This is a genomic window from Endozoicomonas sp. ALC013, assembly GCF_049310205.1.
Taxonomy (GTDB): domain Bacteria; phylum Pseudomonadota; class Gammaproteobacteria; order Pseudomonadales; family Endozoicomonadaceae; genus Endozoicomonas.
In genome coordinates this window covers 72,822-91,342 of sequence record NZ_JBLYNS010000007.1, presented here as the reverse complement: position 1 = coordinate 91,342, position 18,521 = coordinate 72,822, and the positions used below count along the sequence as shown (strand labels likewise).

11 protein-coding genes and 1 pseudogene are annotated in these 18,521 nt (G+C 46.3%); 4 read left to right on the top strand and 8 right to left on the bottom strand.

Translation table 11 applies throughout. From position 1 onward, the window contains the following. From ACO6V1_RS03115 to ACO6V1_RS03100, 4 genes are all read left to right on the top strand, one after another. Positions 1 to 410 (top strand): hypothetical protein (locus ACO6V1_RS03115; RefSeq protein WP_422465765.1); only part of this gene is annotated, 410 nt, incomplete at its 5' end. A gap of 288 nt (positions 411 to 698) precedes the next feature. Further along, the gene (locus ACO6V1_RS03110) at positions 699 to 2,495 is read left to right on the top strand and encodes an ankyrin repeat domain-containing protein (RefSeq protein ID WP_422450511.1); all 1,797 of its coding nucleotides are present in this window, start codon (positions 699 to 701) and stop codon (positions 2,493 to 2,495) included. Positions 2,496 to 2,633: 138 nt separating this feature from the next. Beyond that, positions 2,634 to 4,847 carry an ankyrin repeat domain-containing protein gene (locus ACO6V1_RS03105; RefSeq protein ID WP_422465763.1) on the top strand — a complete coding sequence of 738 codons (2,214 nt, stop codon included), beginning with the start codon at positions 2,634 to 2,636 and terminating at the stop codon, positions 4,845 to 4,847. 86 nt (positions 4,848 to 4,933) lie between these two features. Then, positions 4,934 to 6,226 (top strand): hypothetical protein, encoded by a 1,293-nt coding sequence (locus ACO6V1_RS03100; RefSeq protein ID WP_422450509.1) that lies wholly within the window; start codon positions 4,934 to 4,936, stop codon positions 6,224 to 6,226. Between the two features lie 17 nt (positions 6,227 to 6,243). Here ACO6V1_RS03100 and ACO6V1_RS03095 read toward each other — a convergent pair whose 3' ends face one another. From ACO6V1_RS03095 to rpmI, 8 genes and pseudogenes are all read right to left on the bottom strand, one after another. Continuing rightward, a complete protein-coding gene (locus ACO6V1_RS03095) occupies positions 6,244 to 9,585 on the bottom strand; it encodes a hypothetical protein (protein ID WP_422465761.1) in 3,342 nt (1,113 codons plus the stop codon). 79 nt (positions 9,586 to 9,664) lie between these two features. Further along, positions 9,665 to 9,835: pseudogene (locus tag ACO6V1_RS03090) on the bottom strand (aldehyde dehydrogenase family protein); the annotation flags it as partial. Between the two features lie 129 nt (positions 9,836 to 9,964). Beyond that, positions 9,965 to 11,278: a hypothetical protein gene (locus ACO6V1_RS03085; RefSeq protein WP_422465759.1), complete on the bottom strand. Its 1,314-nt coding sequence runs from the start codon at positions 11,276 to 11,278 to the stop codon at positions 9,965 to 9,967. A 577-nt stretch (positions 11,279 to 11,855) separates the two neighbouring features. Further along, positions 11,856 to 13,280: a hypothetical protein gene (locus ACO6V1_RS03080; protein WP_422465757.1), complete on the bottom strand. Its 1,425-nt coding sequence runs from the start codon at positions 13,278 to 13,280 to the stop codon at positions 11,856 to 11,858. A 642-nt stretch (positions 13,281 to 13,922) separates the two neighbouring features. Then, a complete protein-coding gene (locus ACO6V1_RS03075; protein ID WP_422465756.1) occupies positions 13,923 to 16,394 on the bottom strand; it encodes a hypothetical protein in 2,472 nt (823 codons plus the stop codon). 529 nt (positions 16,395 to 16,923) lie between these two features. Next, positions 16,924 to 17,700, bottom strand: coding sequence for a ferredoxin--NADP reductase (locus ACO6V1_RS03070; protein ID WP_422450504.1), 777 nt, complete (start codon positions 17,698 to 17,700; stop codon positions 16,924 to 16,926). A 237-nt stretch (positions 17,701 to 17,937) separates the two neighbouring features. Then, on the bottom strand, positions 17,938 to 18,294 hold the full coding sequence (gene rplT, locus ACO6V1_RS03065) for a 50S ribosomal protein L20 (protein ID WP_066018014.1): 357 nt from the start codon (positions 18,292 to 18,294) through the stop codon (positions 17,938 to 17,940). Positions 18,295 to 18,329: 35 nt separating this feature from the next. Further along, positions 18,330 to 18,521, bottom strand: a complete 192-nt coding sequence (gene rpmI / locus ACO6V1_RS03060; RefSeq protein WP_066018013.1) for a 50S ribosomal protein L35 — start codon at positions 18,519 to 18,521, stop codon at positions 18,330 to 18,332.

The following is an 18,521-nucleotide window of genomic DNA, read 5'->3' as shown; positions in this document are numbered from 1 at the left end:
CAAGCTGGCGCAGAGCAAACTCTGTACTAACCTCAATGTATCTGAAGACCTGCAAAACGGATTTAGTGAATGTTTCATCTATTTTTACGGTTCGCAAGAGTATTGGGATAAGTAATATGCAGACGACAAATTTCACACAAACAGAATGCAGTAAACCCTGGTCGATAAGAAATACTGATTACAGCGACACGGGATGTTTACTGGGCTGTGCTGCGGGTTGTTTCCTGGGGCATTCTGTAGTCGTTTATAGCGGTGCTGGATTTCTTCTTGGCGCAGCCATTAATACGCTCTGCCAAAACGATTATAACGATAAACATTGTAAAGATCTTAAAATTATACTCTCTGGATCAGAAGAGCCTGTCAGCAAAAAATCCAACAGTATTCCTGTTACTGACCAACCGAAGCATTGAACAAAACCGGGGCGCAATTCCACTCACTTTGGGATAGGAGCAATTACCGCATAGGGCAGTCTATTCTCGACGCCTTAATGAATCAGGGCTTTTAATGGCTGCCAGATTTTTGTGGTTGCCATCCCTTGAATTCTGGTGAACAACCTTCTTTGCCCGGTGCAAAACGGGCAGGCTTGTGCCTGACTTAGGGATTTGAACAACAATCGTCTTATTCCAGGTTTTGTTTTATGGAATTTTCTCTGCTGATTTTTGTCCTACCCACAATTGAGTCATAAAGCAGGCAAAGCAATGAACGCGGCAGGTTTCGCATTTAATTGTCCTATTTGTTTCTACGACGGCTATATCGGAGGCCAAACTGGTGGGAATTCACTGGTCAAAACCTCTTGCCCGGCATCCCACGTTTTCCACCTGAAGTGCATCACCGAATGGCTTGAAAGTAATCAGCAGAAGATAAAAAGACTTGATCAACGCCAATGCAGTCAATGCATGCAACCGGCACTGCCACTGCTTCTTTTGGACAGGAGTAACGTCATTGACAACGAATCAGCTTATTGTGAGTCCGTAATGTTTAATGCCTGCCGTACCGGAGAGCTGGCAACACTGAAGATGTTGCTGCGCGAAGACGAGACCCTGGCAAACCGGACTTACCGTTCGGTGCTCACCGGTCATTCTGAACACCTGTTAGTTGTCGCCATCAATTACGGCCATTATCATTGTGCCCGGGCTCTGATCGACTGCGGTGCCGATGTCAATGCCGCTGGTCACGATGCTGAGACGCCCCTGTGTATCGCCATCCGGAAGAGCTGCTCCGAGGTTGTCGACATGTTGATCAGGGCCGGTGCCGATGTCAATGCCGCTGGTCACAATGGTGAGACGCCCCTGCGTATCGCCATCCGGAAGGGCCGCTCCGAGGTCGTCGACATGCTGATCAGGGCCGGTGCGAATATCAATAACGTACTTCGCACCGCTGTCCGGGAGGGCAATGTTCGACTCCTTCGATACCTGATCAGCACCCACCCCAGCCAACCAGCCCTTAATACCGCCCTGCGCGATGCTGCCGAACGGGGGCAGGCGCTGTGCCTTTTCATCCTGATCTTTGCGGGAGCGAACGACCTTAACGGTGCCCTTTACGCTGCCGCCGAGCGGGGGCATACACAGTGCATTGATATTCTGATCACAGAGGGAGCAAACGACCTTAACGGTGCACTGTACATTGCTGTTCTGACGGAAAACATCGCGGGCCAGGTTGTTCTGACCCAACAAGGAGCAAATATTGCTACCGTACTGCACACTGCTGCCAGACAAGGTTCCTGGGAATTTTTCAATCTCCTGAGCGACCCGACACACATCAATGACACCGATGCAGAAGGTCAAACGCCGTTGCATATCACCGTTGCCAACGGGCATTGCAAATGCGTGGAAAAGCTGCTTGAAACCAGGGGAGTGAATATCAATAGCACTGATAGCCTCGGCTATACGGCTCTTCACCTGGCTGCCCGCAATGGCAACACAGAGATCGTTAACATCTTGCTGGCCGCTTACGGCATCAATACCAATGCCAGGAATAAAGATGGCTGGACGGCTCTTCATTTAGCGGCCCGCCGAGGCCACACCGAGACTGTCAAGGCGTTACTGGCGGCTCGCGATATCAAGGTTAATCGGAAAGATCACGATGGCTGGACGGCTCTCCACATGGCGGCCTGGAATGGCCAAACAGAGACCGTCATGGCGTTACTGGCAGCTGACGTTATCCAGATTAATGAGAAAGATCACGATGGCTGGACGGCTCTCCACCTCGCGGCCAGATACAATCATCCAGAGTCCATCAAAGCGTTACTGCTGGCTCCGAGTATCCACGTCAATGCAACAAATACCAATGGCTGGACAGCTCTCCACCTCGCTGCCAGATACGGCTGTCCAAAGTCCATCGAAGCGTTAATGACCGCTTTCGGCATCCGGGTCAACGAGATGGATAAAAATGGCGATACGGCCCTGAGCCTGGCTACAAGGTTTGGTCACACCGCCAGTAAGGAACTTCTTGTTGAAAATGGGGCAATTAATCCACCGTTCTGCCATCTACTATGAGCCATAAAATTCGGGATCATTCATTAAACGGCTAAAACAGCTTAATCAAAAACGCCTCGTTCAAAATACTGTTTTAAGGAATTTTCTCTACCGATGTTTGTCCTAACCACAACCCTTATCACACAGTAAGCTTCAGCCATGCACAGCGTCAGCGGCAACACCACAGATTTTTCCTTTAATTGCTCGAACTGTATAGGCGACGACAGCAATATCGGAGGACAATATGGCGGACATTTACTGGTCAAAGCCTCTTGCCCGGAGTCTCACGTTTTCCACCTGGAATGCATCACCCAATGGCTGGACAGTGATCAGCAGAAAGTAAAAAGGCTTGATGAACGCCAATGCAGTCAATGCATGCAACCGGCGCTGCCATTGGTTCCTCTGGACGGTAGCCAAGTCCCTGGTGACGAATCGCCCTATTGTGAATCCCCGATGCTTAATGCCTGTCGTACCGGGAATCTGGAAACGCTGAAAATACTGCTGGCCGAAGATGAGACTTTGGCAAACCGGACTTACCGTTCAGCACTCACCGGTCATCCTGAACACCCGATAGCTGTCGCCATCAATTACGGCCATACAGATTGCGTCCGGGTCCTGGTCGACTGCCATGCTGATGTCAATGCCGTTGGTCACGATGGTGAGACACCTCTGCAAAATACCACTACCCGGCAGCGCCAGACCATTGACTTGCAAATGCTGCTGACCGGGGTCGGCGTGAATATCGATAACGTACTGCACACCGCTGTCCGGGAGGGCAATGCCGAACTCCTTGAATACCTGAACAGCACCCAACCCAGCCAGCGTGCCCTTGATAACGCCTTGAATGAAGCCGCTGGGCAGGGGCAAACGCAGTGCCTTGAGCCCCTGATCAACATGGGAGCAAACGACCTTAACGGTGCCCTGAGCGAAGCCGCCGAGCAAGGAAAAACCCAGTGCCTTACCACCTTGATCAACATGGGAGCAAACGACCTTGACGGCGCATTGCGCGAAGCCTCCAGATGGGGGAAAACGCAATGCCTTGAACTATTGATTAGCAAGGGCGCGAAAGATCTTTACGGAGCCTTGTATATTGCTGTCCTGACGAAAAATGTAGAGATACAGTGCATTCTGATGAGAAAAGGAACGGGTCTTAATACCTTATGGAGCACTGATAACAAAGAGAATCCTATGACAAGTTTCATTCGCAGGATCATCATCAGTTACCTCAATACCACCGATGAAGCAGACATAAAACCACTGCATTGCGCCGCTGCCAGGGGCTATACCAAAGGCCTTAAAACGCTGATTGAAACCAGGGGAGTGGATGTTAATGCCACTGATTACCATGACCATACGGCTCTTCGCATCGCTGCCTGCTGCGGCCACACAGAGACCGTCAAGGCATTACTGGACATTCCCGGGATCCAGGTCAATGTTGAGAATACTTCCGGCGAAACGGCTCTCCACTTTGCTGCCTGGAGTGGCCACACAAAAACCGTCAAGGCATTACTGGCCGCTGACGGCATCAAAGTCAATCTGCGGAATTGCATTGGCTGGACGGCTCTACATTTTGCCGCCAAATTCGCCAGTCCAGAAACCATCAAGGCGTTACTGGAAGCTGACGGCATCAATGTCAATGAGAAGGATGACGGAAACTGGACGGCTCTCCACGTAGCTGCCGCATACGGCAATGCAGAGAACGTCAAGATGTTACTGGCTGCTGGCGGCATCAGGATCAATGAGAAGGATGACGAAGGCTGGACGGCTCTCCATTTAGCGGTCTACGACGATGAAACAGAAGTCGTCAGGAGGTTACTGGAAGCTGACGGCATCAAGGTCAATGAGAAGACTAACGATGGCTGGACGCCTCTGCACCAGGCTATCAGATACGCCAGTGCAGAAACCGTCAAGGTGTTACTGGCTGCTAACGACAGCGGGATCAATGAGAAGAATAACAAAGGCTGGACGGCTCTCCACCTGGCTGTTGGATTCGCCAGTGTAGACATCATCAAAATGGTACTGGCAGCTGACGGCATCAAGGTCAATGAGAAGAAAAACGATGGCTGGACGGCTCTCCACTTAGCTGTCTATCGAGGTGACACAGAGATTGTCAGGTTGTTACTGGATGCTGACGGCATCGAGGTCAATGCGAAGACCAACAAAGGCTGGACTGCTCTGCATCAGGCTGCCAACAGTGGCAACACAGAGATCGTCAAGATGTTACTGGCTGCTCCAGGTATACAGATCAATGAGCAAAATAACACAGGCTCGACGGCTCTCACCCTGGCTACCAATTACGGCTACACCGCTTGTGCAAAACTCCTTGCTGAAAGCGGGGCAGTAGATAATCCATCGCCCTGCCCGCAACAGTGAGCAATGAAATGGTGGAACTCCGTTATTGAACATTTAGCGCCCTTTTTCAGTTCTATAAACACAGGCTTCACGGTAAGGAAGCAGTCATGAATATCCCGCAAAGTAATCATATTACCAATTACCTGTTTAGCACTGATCATAATGTTGTTTTTCAGGAAAGCACCGGAAACGCACTGCCGCCTAATTTAAAACATGAAATGCTGAAAATTTACCAGCAAAGCCCTACCCGCTTCAGTGAAGATAATCACAGCATTCCCATTAATCAGAGGAATATTGAACTGATCCATGTATTGCCAATTCTGGCTCAAACCGATTACTTTCTTGAGAAACTAAATAGCCATGCCCTGGAGTTCTGTAAAAACATTAACAAAATTCATTCAATAGATATACAAATGTCCCTCTGGGATACAGGCCCCTTCAAAACATTATCAGATATCGGGAAGTTCATGGAATCCATTATTGCCAGGCACAATGATAGACGTGATATAACTCATAATGAAAAAATAGCATTCAGATTTCTGTTAACCGGTTTATTAAAAATGGATCATGATTTGGATGTTTACAATTCAACCCACATATTGAATATATTATCGAAATATTTTCACCCCGACAAAAGTATCAGACATTGTGAACTCTTCTCATGTATCTTAAGCAAAGGACCACGACTTGCCATGGTGATATATGATGTGTGGAGCTTAAATAATACACCGAAACTCTCACTTCTAAAAAATGAGGTTTTTGGTATGTCTGTTTACCGGTTAATTACATTAATTTCCAGGCTAAATGAAAGCAAACATGAAATCCCAGGAGTTGCACAGCGATGCCAGCTTCGTAAAAAGATACAATTAAGGTTAGAAACACTTCAAAGCATTAGCCTGAAAGAAAACCTGTTAAAGACACTTATCAAATACAATGAACAAGCACTACTGGAAGCATTGACGAATCGTGCAGACTTCAATATCAATGAACTGCGTATTAGTGGAGAAACACCACTGATTTATTCCATTAAACAAAGAAGTCAATGGATTATCGACTTTTTAATAAAAAAGCAAGATGTCAATGCGCTTGGTCTGGAAAATAAAACACCCCTTCAAATAGCCATTGATTGCTACAGCAAATATCTTGATGAGAATGAATCCGGTGATTATTGCAACCCCTACAAACCAGTCATTGAATCTTTATTAAATTGTCCTCAACTCGACGTTAATGCTCAGGACTCACTGGGCATGACCGCTTTATGCCATATTGCCATGCTACCAAAAGCCGATTCAACATACTTTTCGTTTGTCGAGAAACTGATTTCCAGGGGTGCCAATATAGAAAAAGCTGTTTATGGCTATGGAACAGTGATTAGTTTATTAGGGCAAAATAGAACCTGACCAACGGTTAAAGATTACTAGTGATATCGCCAACCTGTCAGTATGGCAAACCAGAATAAAGAATCCAGATGAACCAGAGGGAGGGGCGCGCTGTTCGCACCAAGGTTTGGCGATTTCGCTCCTGATGAACGCCATATACCCTTACGGGTAAGGTTGTTGGGAGTCGGCGTCAGGTTCATCTTGATAAAGTCTTTATGCGTATAATCGGGGTAGACTGACCTGGGGAAGCGCTTTTTCCTGATGTCCTGCACATAGCGGACGTCAGGGTCACACCAGTAACCACACTCAAGTGCTGCCCTTCTCAGTGTTTCTGCCGGTAGTTTCTGGTGAATTATCTCCTTCATTGCTTCCGGTTGCATGCCAAAAGCGGTGCCGAGTAAGTCTGCGGCAATTGCAACCAACTCCCCGGCCAACTGATTCATCTGCTCTGAATTGGTGTAATCCAGTTGGCCAGTGTCGTGGCGAACTCTCAGCCAGTTGATCGCCAGCCCGTAAAAAGTTTTCCCGAGTTCAGAGATTCTGAGCAGTTGCTGACTCTCGGCACTGGTTACATCAACGTGACACCTGGTAACGAAGAGGTCGATGGTGTGTTCATTAAAGGAACGTATATCAGCCCAGTCTCTCATTCCTACGGGGGCTGGTGCGATATTTGGATAATCCTGATGCCACTCGCCCATGTTGCCGGGACAGCGCTGCTTGCTAAAAAAAGGGGTCGGTGACCAGGCTCTGCCTTCAACCGTGTCATGAAACATGGATAATGCATCCGGTGCCTGCAAGTTTTGCCGCCACAGGCGGCCGGCATCTCTGGCAAACAGTCCGAGCCCAGCGAGTGATGCCTCAACACCGAGGCCAGCAACACCTTCAGTCTCGTAGGGATAATGGTGATAGAGCGCGCTGTTTTCTTCGTCATCAAATACCTGGAGAAAAGCGGAGTTGTCGGGTTCAAACGCAATCATTGCCTGGGTTGACTCAGGAACACCGGCCCGCTGCAACTTACTCAGGGCATCGGTCAGGCGAAAGATTCCCATGGGTTTAAGCAGTGCACTTTCCAGTCCCAGCTCCGCTTTATGCCGGCGAAAAAACTCAAGGTGTGGTTGCTCTCGAATAAAATCTCCCCAGGGCTCTCTGCCACCGGGCAACTGTTTCAGGAACTTATAACGCCGATAACCGTTTGGCGTTGCTGCACAGGGAAAAGCCAGGCTGCGCCCGTAAACCGTTATGTGGCTATTGGCAAAGAACGGTTTTTCCCAGGGTTCAGGAAGCCTGGGAATGTTTTTTTCCGTATGCCTGGCAGCAAAATTTTCAACTACACGCAAAAAGCCGACGCTGCAAGCCACCCTGGGCGCTGGGATACTGTCAGCCCCGAGTGCAAGACCAATGAGATGCCAGGGATAGTAAGACTCCTCAGGTGTATCGGCACTGCCCCGTTTAATAAACATTGACTTCCTGTCGGCCCGTGTTCTGGTCAGATACTCAAGGAGACAGTACTGCATGTCCGGTATCATAACTCTGATCACTTGAGCAAGATATTCAATCGGTAGCTCTGAGTCCTGTACAAGCATTGTTAATTCCAGCTCAGCTTGCAAATTCCAAAAAATATCGGTGTTACTTGCCAAAAAGCTGATAACACGCTGAAAAAAATCGTTCGTTGATTCCAGAGTGTGGTGGAAATTTGCCTTCTCGCATCTCTCGGGCAAAGGCGAACCAATGGGAAAGGCTGTCGGAGTGAATGTCAGGGATGGTCGTTGGTAGTAGAGGTGCTTAAAAAGGTACAGATACTCACTGAACCAGGCGACACTCATTGGGTGACCAAATGCAATCAGGCTTTGTATGCAGTCAATAAGGCTCTCCCCGGAGGTTAGCTTTAGCAGGCTATTGCGCCGACTTCTGACAAGGTTCTGGTCCGGTGAGATCAGTGGTAAGTCAGATACCTGATACGGGTGGTGATGATACAATCGCATCAAGGGAGTAGCACCACTGTCGTCCTTCATATTCGCCAGATCTCTGGCGGGCAGCAACTGGAACAGGTCATCATAGGCGACCACATAACGGTTGAGAAAGGTAAAGTGTACTCCTTCACAATAGTCAGGCAGTGCTGTAGCCAGAACGTGCAGTATGTTTGCTCCCTGATTAAATCTCTGATTGAGAATGGCCTGCCAGGAGTCTGCCAACGTCTCCTTCAGCAGACCGAACATCTGCTTCTGACCCAGAATAAAGGTGCACAAAAATAATCGTTCTCGCTGTGCGGCGTCCATCATGTGGTGCAATTCTTCTTTGATCAGCGGTTGATATCGTGAAGCGTTAACCTCAAGCTGATAAAGATTTGCTATAAAACGTTCTGAGTTGAGATCCGTTATGATGGATTGACTGATATCCTGTTCAGTCCGGGAGTCGCTCAATGTGTTACCCAACACCGCAAAAATTCCGGTTATCAGATAGTGTGCAGCACATTGGGAAAATAGCAGATTGGGATTTTTGCTTAATGGAAAATAGCTATTATAGAATTCCGGGTTGTTGTTAAAACTGTGAACGGCCTCCTTGATCTCAGCGTGAGTTAAATATTTTTCCACCGTTTGCGTACTGGTAGAATCAGCCATGTACATCATTCTTACGGCATTTATGTCCAGAAACGCCATCACAGCCTCATCGTCACTGTTGTCCAGCACCTGCCTCAGTAACAATGGAGGAACCCTTGGGTCGAATTTATAGAACCCGAGCTCTTTCACCACACCCACACCCTCATCAGCCAGTACTTGCAACACCGATAGATTGCCAGGATAGACACAATCATGAATCAGACTTCTGACAACTTCTTGCAAGACCGGCCGCGAGGATTCAGAATTTTCAACGCGTGACAGCTCCTTTTGAAGCCGATCCATCTTTTTCTTAAAATTGGACCTTAAAGGCGTATCCAGCCTGGCCACGGCATTTTGAATGATCGCCAGGCGGTTTTGCTGGTCAGGATCAGCTGTGTGGATACGACGTTTTTTCAAAGGAGGCTCAAGCTGGTGATCAAGACCAGCTTGCTCGATTTTCTTTTTTTGCAATGGTTGTTGAGAGCGCAGCTTCCTATTAGATACGTCTCTAACCTGCCTTGTCTGGATTTGGTCCTGCCTGGCCGGACCTGGATTTACCTGAAGATCTACTCTCTCTGGCTTGACGTTACGACTGGAAACAGGCTTTTTGGATAATTTATTCCATGCTAATGAGCCCACATAAAACGTTGTCTTGACCGGGGTAGCAATGGCATAGAGAGTGTTCCAGAATGCCCAGGAAAAAAAACCACCATTTTTGACGTTTTCCAGATTAAAGCCGGGAGGAGGATAAAAAGGGGGCAATGGAGATTCAATTCCATTCATAGGGCGGATCCGTACTTTATCGTTTAAATAAAGTACTGACAAAAAAATTATGGTTTAGTTTCATTTCTTAACCCGGATATTAATTAATCCCCCCAAAACAGAGGCACTTGGTTTCCAGGTACTCTTCCAGACCTTCCTGTCCACCTTCCCGACCAAACCCAGACTGTTTAACTCCACCGAAAGGTGCCAGCTCTGTGGAAATAATGCCTTCATTGATGCCCACCGTGCCATATTCCAAAGCCTCAGCCATTGATTCAGCCAGGGGTTTGCCCTGCTCAAGGGTCATCAACCGGGCAAGGTCAGCCTGATTTCCCATCAGTTCTTGATCCCTTCAATAGTAAACCAAACGTGCCTTTGAAGCAGTGACAAATACCGTGTTTTAATTGTTTACCATCAATGAAGTTTGAATGTCTTCTAAAAAGCTCCTCAGCATATCGACAACATTTTGCTGCAACGGAAATTTCTCCATCTTGCCTATACGTTCAACCATCCTTTCAATGGTACCGGGCAAACCGGAATTATCGGTTTTGACAAAGCGTAAGGAAGTGATCAAATCATCAAGAAAAGAAGGATCGGTGTGTTTACACCTTTTTACAGCATCGACCTGATCCAAAATGTGATAGTGAAACATCTTAATGTCCAGATAAGCATTATATTTGCTGTTCAGCTCACTTGCCCAGGGAATATCTTTGTTCTCAATCGCTTTTTTCAGGAGTATATCGATGGCCTTTTGGCTCGTACAACCGCTGCTTGCCAGCCGTTGTTTACAGGCATTTTTGGCCATACGATAAATGTAGTAAAAACGCGGATCAAGCTTGCTTGCCAGCTTTTCCAGAAGCCTGCTATTCGCCGTGTCAGAGTCATCACTGGCAAACAAAGGGAAGATCAGTTCAAGCAGAAAAAACTGGCGTTCATCAAGTGCTCTGTCTATCACCACTTCGAGCTTCCCGGAATCTATCGTTGCCTGGTAATTGGTCTTCAACTGGCCTGCCCACTCTAAACCGTGAGAACCTAGGGTACTGACGGCTTTCGTCATTGCGGCATTGACGGCAGTTTGATCCCTGACACCGTGACTCAGCAGCGTGTTGATAAATCTCATATAATTGTCAAAAAAATTGCCATAGCTCCGATCAAAAAGCTTCGGAGAGTAATCCTGTGGCTGCATCGCAACGGTTTTTAAAACTTCACGCAGGATCTCTTTGCAAGACTTGTTATCTTTATCGTATAAACTCAAGATACGTTGCAACTGATAGTTTTTTTTGGCCTCATAAGTTTTAAACAGTTGTTCCTTTAATTGCACACCATTAAGAGAGATGCCATATTGCTCTTTCATGGCTTGTGCATAATCGAACCTGCCTATTGAAACAAAGAAGTCAAACGCCTCTTTCTGCACGTTTTCACTGAGTATTTTTGATTCAGCCAGTCGGTTGACCACATCCCCCGGACACCCTTTTTTCTTCAATACTTCCTGCAAAAAATCAGAAACCAGCCTTTCAGAGGCATCATCATGGGTCATTAAATCCAGCGCCATCCGAATTTTATTTTCAGCAGAGGGTATTACAAACGCATGGAAAGTTTGTGGCAGTATCTGCCATAAAACGTCCTTAAATTGAGCGGCACTGAGTGTGATTCCATATCGGCTTTTCAGTTGCCACATTGCGGGAAAGTTATTTCTTCTTACCGCCTCGTCCATAAGCACCCTCACGGCATCCAGGGTCAGGGGGGCAGTATTCACAGGTGTTTCCAGGAACGATGGTTTTGGGTCGTTGGTTTCGGCTTTTTCACTATCCAGAGGAAAACCACGATCCAGCCTGTTTTTCGCCTGATTACCCTCAGATATTACCGTTTTACAGGCAGGACAAGTAGGAACGGACGGCAGGCTCGGGTCTCGATCAGACAGATCCCGGCAATGACTATCCCAGTTGTCAGCACATTCCCCGTGCATCAGGTGCTTACATCCCGATAATATAAATACATATTTATTTCGCCAAGAGTGACTGGGTACTTCATCGGGATACAGGTAATCAGTAATGGAGTTCAGACAAACTGAACACTCGTGTTTTCTAGCATGGCATATCGAGAGATATGAAACTGACATAATCTACACCCTCAGTTTTTGAAGCCAGTTTTCTATGCTGTTGACAAGAATGCATTCAAAAGTCTAAAAGGTATTTTCCTCAAAATAAATATTAGTTTTCTATTACATGGGACTTAAGTATGGCAGGAACAGCTCATGATTCCTGCCATTTTAAACCATTACATATCAAAATTTAACCCGGGAGGTTGTCCGAGAATTTTATCAGCTCATTGACGACACGTTGCTGCAAGGGAAAACTCTCCATTGTACATATTTGGTCAACAGCCGCTTGAATGGCATTGGGCAAACCGGGATTATCATGCTCGATTAATTTTAAGGGGGCGAACAAATCGGCAAGATAATCAGGTTGGGTGTGTCCTCTTCTTTTTACATATTCGGCCTCTTTCAGAATATGATTTTTAAGTGTCTCAGGGTCCAGATAGGCATTATATTTTCTGTTCAGCTCCTCAGCCCAGTAAAAATCATTGTTCTCAACAGCTCTTTTAATGAGTGTGTTGACAGCTTTCAGACTCCAACAATCGAACTTTTCCAGTTGTTTTTTCAAGGTTTCTTTTGCATCACGATAATCACCAAAATACTGATCGGGTTTGCTTGCCAGCCTTTCCAGAGACCCGATAATCGCCTCCTCGGCATCTTTACCATTGGCAAAAAAAGGGGTTATCAGTTCAAGCAGGAAAAGTTTGTTCAGATCTACTGCCTTATCCATCGCCACTCTGAGCTTCGCAGGATCCATCTTTGCCTGGTAGCTGGTCTTCAATTCGTAAGCCCATTTCAAGCCTTTGTGAGCAAGAGTACTGACGGCTTTTGCCATTGCGGCATCAACAGCCATTTGTTCCTTGACACCATGGCTCAGCAGCGCGTTGATAAACTTCATATAATTGTCAAAAAAATTGCTACGATTCTGACCAAGAAGCTCCGGAGAGTAATCCTGCGGCTGCGTCGCAACGGTTTTTAAAATTTCACGCAGGGTCACTATGCAATACTCGTTATCTTTATCGTATAGGCTCAAGATACGTTCCAGATCGCAGGTACTTTTTCCTGATTCATAAGCTTTAACCAGTTCGTCCTCCAATTTCGAACTATTAATAGAGACACTATATTGTTCTTTAATGGCTTTTGCATCATGAAATCTGCCTCTTGAAATAAAGTAATTCAGAGTCTCTTTTAGTGCATTTTCACTAAGCATTTTTGAGCCTACCAGCAGGTTGACCGTCGTCTCCGACTGGCCTTTTTTCTGTAACACTTCCTTCAGAAAATCACAAACAACCCATTTAGAGGCATCATCATGGGTCATTAAATCCAGCGCCATTCGAATTTTATTATGGGCAGAGGGTGCTACATACCAATGGAAAGATGGTGGTAGTGATTGCCACAAAAGCTCTTTTAATTGAGCTGCACTGAGTGTGATCCCGTATCGGCTTTTCAGTTGCCACATTGCGGAAAAGTTGTTTGCACTTAACGCCTTGTCCATAGAAGGCCTCACGGCATCCAAACTCTGGGGGGTTATTTGCACAGGTGTTTCCAGAAACGAAGGTTTTGGATCCTGAGTTTCGGCTTTATCACAGTAGTGGTCCAAGCAAAGAAGACTATAGACCATCCTGTTCTCCGGCTCCTTCCTAACTTCCGTTTTACAGGTAGGACAACAAGTTACTAACGGAAGGCTCGGGTCACGTTTTGACAGATCCTTGCAGTGCTCTTGCCAATTCTGAAAACAATCCATGTGCATCAGGTGTTTGCATTTAGCTAAGATAAACACGTCTTTTTCTTGCCAGGAGTGAATGTTTTTTGGTTCAACAGGCAAACTGTAAGGTATAACAGTGCTCAGACAAACTGTACAATTGTGTTTATCGGCTTGACATATCGAGTGATATGAAACTGACATAATCTACATCCTCAATACAAGCAGTTAGATTTTAATGTTGTTGACAAGCTATTCCGGATTGATACTGTCGTCTACATTAAGAACAGTGAGGTAAGCAATAAAGTTCCATTTATATCCAGTCCATTCATCACCCGGAACTTAGCCTGATTAAAATACTTAGTCATTGTTCTTAATGATGCTTAAGAATAGTTGAAAATGAGATTATGTGTTTTTTTTGACCTGTCAGAAAGCTTGTACGACTTTGTCCCCCCAGTTTTAAAACCTTTCGCTCTTTATGTTTATCCAGTTCTGCGAAATTGTTATAGGAATGTAGGTACCAGTTGTGCAGCTGGCACATGCTTTCATTTGGTTAACTACTTAGCCACAGCGGATTTTTTCAGCGGTAAACATACAGAGAATACCGAGCTGATATAAGTCTTCCTGATTTTGTGGTGCGACGAATACCCTTTGATCATCCATAACAACTTTATCAATCACCGGTTGTTCATCATTCTCTGGTAATCGGTCCCTGCCATTTATCAAACACCGGTAGTGACGTGTTCTTACATCTCTGTCCTCAACATAAAACACTTTGGCCACAATCCTGTAGCTTTGGATAACGTCTTCTGGCGGAAGAGAGGCGTCAGGGCTGGCTTTTCTGCAGGTTAACTGAAAATCCTGAGTGACATCATGGGCTAATTTTTCAGCAAATTTTGCCCGGTCACATGGATCGGAGAGCATCTTTAGCTGAACAGTGATCACCTCCGGAACATCTTCCACCAATAGTACCTGCCGCTCTTGAAGAACATCCCACAGGAGGTCTCCTGTGCCCGTTTCTTTTGCCCTGGAAAGAGGATCCGGGAGGTTATTGATTGCATGCCTGAAATTATTACAATTTATGGTTATTTTCTGGTGCTCATTGTCAGGTATACCTTTCAGGGAAAGCGCATCATCCAGAAGCATTTGAATGGATAAATCATCTCTTTCAGCCTGCTCAGGAGAAACCGAGACGGAATAAATCAACGTGTCCGGTTGAACTATATCTTCTATCTGAGAGACTCCGGAGGTGTTCACGGGAGTTGTCCGTGGGTCATCAGTGATCATTAATATATCGGAGTCCCTCATAATCTGCCGTTCAGTTAAAACCCTGAATGCACATTTTTTCAGCTGCTCTGCGGGGATAACCAATTTTAACAGTGGTGCTAAAAACTCAGCTGAATCCTGGGGTGGTAATTTGTTCAGGGGTAAAACCGGTAGTTCATTATTCTGGTCAAGTTCTTGAGAGAACAAACTCTCTGTGTTTTTTTTGTTTTCTGCCTGCAGCAGGAGTCGGGTAGTTATATACTCTGCATAATTTTCATGGAAATTTTCAAAGCCCATGAAAATATTATCAGAAGCACAAGCAGAGCATAACGTTAACAACAGCTCATAGGTTTTTTGCATTTTCGAGTACTGTTTTTTTAAATGCTGGTTTTCCAAAGTGACCAGACACTTTCTGAGCGCATTAGTTAACAGCTGTTTTTTTACTTTTATGTCTGACGCCTTTTTGATCAATGTCAGGCATAATTCAGGAGTGAGTTTTTTCAGTGGAATTGCTTTTTTTCCCGGACCCGGGGATATATACCCTTCATTTTGATCTAGCGCAGTATCGCGGGCACCCTCAGCCGCCTGTGGATGTAAGGGAGCTGCAAGTAAATAAATATAGCGTGAAACCAGAATTTGCCAGATCGAAACGGCGGCAAAGCAGGTGTTACCAAAGTTTGAAAATCCTTCCATAGAGTTGACTGACGAGAGGAGTGCGCCCAGCGGACGATGAGTGAACAACTTAAGAAGCCGTTGTTGTTCTTTTCTCCCGGCCATTTCCTGTATGGCTTGTGCATCAAAGCCAAGGACTGTTTCTATCGCCTTTACTTCGTTTTTCAGTGACCATAAAACAGGAAGGTATGCTAACGTTGCTGAGGTTGGAGCGAGTAGCCTGGTCAGGGCTTTGGGAATAACATCATAGTGATACCAAGGTATGGCGCTGTATTGCGAAGGATGAGTCAAGGTTCTTTTCATGTATGTGCCAGGATCTAAAATCTGAAAGAACGATTCTTCACCAAACCTTTGGTAATATTTCTTTAACATCTGCTGTATCCCATTATTCAAACTTTCCAGATGCTCAGGATTTACGTCTGGCATTAATCCTTTATAGCGATGAAGTGTCTTTAACGTTGTGTAGATTATCTCCTGGATAATGGAGCGCAATGCTCTGGGGCAATAATTCCAGTATTTTTGGGGGTTTTCATCAATTGCCTGAATTTTCACACTCATATAATTAAGCCACTCTTCATCTTCTTCCCCTTGACCCAGGTCAGCGCAGCATCTGATCAATGAATGTGTAAATTTTTCCCATACGCCTTCTCCTTTTATGATTGCCTCAAGGCTATTTATTATTTTCAGGCTGCCGATTTCCAGTTCCTTTTCAGGCTGTGATTTTTTGTCTTTGGTTATTTGGGATTTCCCTGTTGTTCCGGGCTGATCATTAAGCGTTACTGGTTCAATAGATATATCTACAGGAAGGGGGGATATATCTTTCTGCTGAGGTCGTGATGACGGTATTCGTACCCCACATACCATTTGGTTACTGGTTGAGCGCTGGCAAAGTCTTGCATGAAGAGTATCTTTTATCTCTTTTAGATTGAGCAGGCTGCTTGTTTTTCTTACGCAACATTCTTCATTACTCCGCTTCAATGCCCGCTTCGGATAGAATGCAGTGGTCGTTTTATCGTCAGACTGTTGTTCAGGTAGCAGGGGTTCATGTGAACCGGAGGCAGCGTAAGTGCATTCAGGTGAAATTTGGGGATCCATATGACGGTTCTTTGTTCGAGTTAGACCCTCTTAGTGTAGTTCTGTAATTAAGCTCTATAGATATAACAGCTTGTTGTAAGTAATGTGAAATTTATTGGCAGGAAACAGCGGATGGGAAATGCGGCAGTGTGATTACTGCCTATCCTTTGGTTTTTAAAATAGCCGTCTGGATAACCGCTATTTCAGGGCCTGTTGACGTTTCGTTGCGTGCTCAGCGTATCAGGGCGCTCCTATGACGAGGCGCAGCATTGGAGGAAGGCTGGTTGCCTTTCAAAATGCTGCAACGAAGTCATAGGGGCACCCTGATACGCCCGAAGGGTGGCTCAGAAAGGCGCCATCTGCTTTGTCAGACTTGCTTGGCGTAGAATAACTACGCTCTGCACAAGTCTTTCGCGCAGATGACGCCTTTCTGAGCCAGACTGCGCGTCCCGCTGAGCACGCAACGAAACGTCAACAGGCCCTTACCATTAAGGACAGGCACTTTCAGACTCAATCGGATTTTTAACCGGACAAAATGACTATCAGACAATTATTTCTCAACGAAAGCCCTCTCAATCACATAATCAGCCACATCTCCGGTATGCGCCGATGCAGTAAAGCCGAGGTTATCGAGAATATCACAGGTATCATTGAGCATGGCCTGACTGCCACAGATCATGGCTTTATCGGTTTGTGGGTTCAGTGGTGGCAGGTCCAGGTCATTGCACAACCGACCACTGGTAATCAGATCTGTCAGTCGACCGGTATTTCTGAACAGCTCACGGGTAACGGTTGGGTAGTAGACCAGCTTCTGACGAATCTCTTCTCCCAGGTATTCATGGTGAGGCAATTCATCCAGCAGGTAGTCATGATAAGCCAGTTCACTGACGTAACGAACACCATGAACAAGTATGACCTTCTCAAACCGCTCATAGGTTTCAGGGTCTTTGATAATGCTCATAAACGGCGCAAGACCTGTACCGGTGGCAAACAGGAACAGATTCTGGGCCGGCTTCAAATCACCCACCACCAGGGTGCCCACCGGCTTGCGACTGACCAGCACGGAATCCCCCGGCTGTAAATGCTGAAGTCTGGAAGTCAGAGGCCCATCAGGCACCTTGATACTGAGGAACTCCAGGTGCTCCTCATAGTTGGCACTGGCGATACTGTATGCCCGCATCAACGGCTTCCCATCCACTTCAAGGCCCAGCATGACAAAATGACCATTATGAAATTTGAGCGATGAGTCACGGGTGGTGGTGAAGCTGAACAAAGTATCATTCCAATGCTTCACGGTTAACACGGTTTCTTGATAAAATGCTGACATACTTTGCTTCTTTTTCGTTGTTTGCGTCCTTACCAAAGATGACTTCGGAATCCATATCCGACGGTGGAGCAAGGTCCTTCTTATCAGCGACCTTAAAAACCAGAGGTAACTTTAGCAAAATTCGGGAAAAAATGCTGGCCTCATTCTCTGCCAACAGGAAATGAGTCTGAATGAATCACAAACAAAAAAAGGAGACCCACAAAAGCAGGTCTCCCTCATACAAACCGGTATAAAAACTTAAGCCAGAGCAGCTTTCGCCTTTTCCACCAGCTGGCCAAAAATCGCCTTGTCGTGAACGGCCAGATCAGCCAGAACCTTACGGTCGATTTCGATAGCCGCTTTCTTCATACCTGCGATGAAACGGCTGTAAGACAGGCCATTCATGCGAGCGCCGGCATTGATACGGGCAATCCACAGAGCGCGGAACTGACGCTTACGCTGACGACGGTCGCGGTAAGCATACTGACCAGCTTTGGTAACTGCCTGCTTGGCTACGCGGAATACACGTGAACGTGCACCGTAATAACCTTTAGCCTGCTTCAGAACTTTCTTGTGACGACGGCGCGCAATGACGCCACGCTTAACACGTGCCATGAATTATCTCTCCTGTAAAATGATCAAAAAAGCGATTAGTCGCGCAGCATACGCTTAACGAGACCCTGATCGGCCGGAGATACCAGTGAGGTACCACGCAGCTGACGCTTACGCTTGGTGGTCATCTTGGTCAGGATGTGACTCTTGAAGGCACCTTTACGCTTGTAACCGGAAGCGGTTTTCTTGAAACGCTTCGCGGCTCCACTGTTGGTTTTCATCTTTGGCAT